We start from the raw sequence: 1,276 nt of genomic DNA on the forward strand, positions 1-1,276 counted from the left end.
GGTATTGAGGAATTGCTGCATTGCATGGAGGGTATCGTCTTGCTCAATGAGGAAAGGCTCATCGATTATCTCGCAAGGTACGACAAGGCATTCCTGTACCAGAAGACAGGCTATCTGTTGGAGCGAATCAAGGAACAAGCCAACATCTCAGAATCCCTCTTGGAGCTGTGCCGAGCCAAGGGAACCAAAAGCGTCAAGTGGTTGACTAACAATGAAGAGTCGGATACATTTGCAAATAAATGGCGCATGTATGTGCCGCAAGAACTAACATCAAAGGAAGAATATGAACTCATATAACAAACAAGCTCTTGACATCATCGCCAAGGAGCAAGGCTTTATTCGCGACAACCTCGAAAAGGTGATGCGATTGGTGGAGATACTCAACTATTTCCATGACAGTCCTTTGCTGTCTAAATCTCTTGTGCTGAAAGGTGGCACAGCCATCAATCTCACCGTTTTCCAACTGCCAAGACTCTCGGTAGATATAGACCTTGACTTTACGGTGGATTGCGACCGAGAATCCATGCTCTCCATTCGCCAAGAAGTGAATAACGAGATTCTACGCTATATGGAGTCGGATGGTTATCATCTTGCGCCTGGCTCCAAGACACCGCATACGCTTGACTCATGGGTGTTTCATTATACCAATGCCGCAGGCAACAACGATGGCATCAAGATAGAAATCAACTATTCCGACCGTTGCCATATCCTGCCTGCCATAGAGACTCATGTGTCCATTCCGTTTCTGAGCGATGTGAAGGTGCGTTCTCTTTCACCTGTCGAATTGTTTGCCACCAAGATAAACGCCTTGATAGGTAGAAGTGCTGCACGTGACATTTATGATGTCTATAACATGGTGAAGCATCAGCTATTCGTGAGCGATGAAGAGAAAACGTTGCTGAGAAAAGCGACCGTCTTTTATCTGACTGTTGGCTCAAGCAGAAAAGACAACGCTACGCCTACGGAATATACTGACTTTCCGCAGATAGACAAAATCCGTTTTCCGCAGATTCGTTCGCAACTCTTGCCTGTACTTAGGCGCAGTGAGCATTTTGACTTTGAAAAAGCCAAGACAGAAGTGAAAGACTTTCTCTCAAAGCTATTGGTTCTGACAGAATCAGAGAAAGAATATGTGCGGGAATTCAATGACAAGAAGTATATTCCAGAATTGCTGTTCGAAGATAAAGAGATGGTCAATAGAATCAAATTTCATCCTATGGCTTTGTGGAAGACAAGGAGTCGTTGAATGTTTTTTCTGTAAATTTTGAAAAAAGTT

The 1,276-nt window shown here is 44.0% G+C and carries 2 protein-coding genes; both read left to right on the top strand.

Annotated elements, in window-relative coordinates:
* Window positions 1–297: hypothetical protein (locus KTQ90_RS13375; RefSeq protein ID WP_217318835.1), on the top strand; the 297-nt coding region annotated here is incomplete at its 5' end.
* Window positions 284–1,246: a nucleotidyl transferase AbiEii/AbiGii toxin family protein gene (locus KTQ90_RS13380; protein ID WP_106812674.1), complete on the top strand. Its 963-nt coding sequence runs from the start codon at window positions 284–286 to the stop codon at window positions 1,244–1,246. The genes KTQ90_RS13375 and KTQ90_RS13380, both read left to right, overlap by 14 nt.
* Window positions 1,247–1,276: the final 30 nt, after the last annotated feature.

The organism is Leyella stercorea, assembly GCF_019052365.1.
GTDB lineage: Bacteria > Bacteroidota > Bacteroidia > Bacteroidales > Bacteroidaceae > Prevotella.

What these genes read in the sequence shown, in the direction of transcription:
- KTQ90_RS13380 (WP_106812674.1), top strand. Translation starts at nt 284, where the DNA reads ATGAACTCATATAACAAACAAGCTCTTGACATCATCGCCAAGGAGCAA.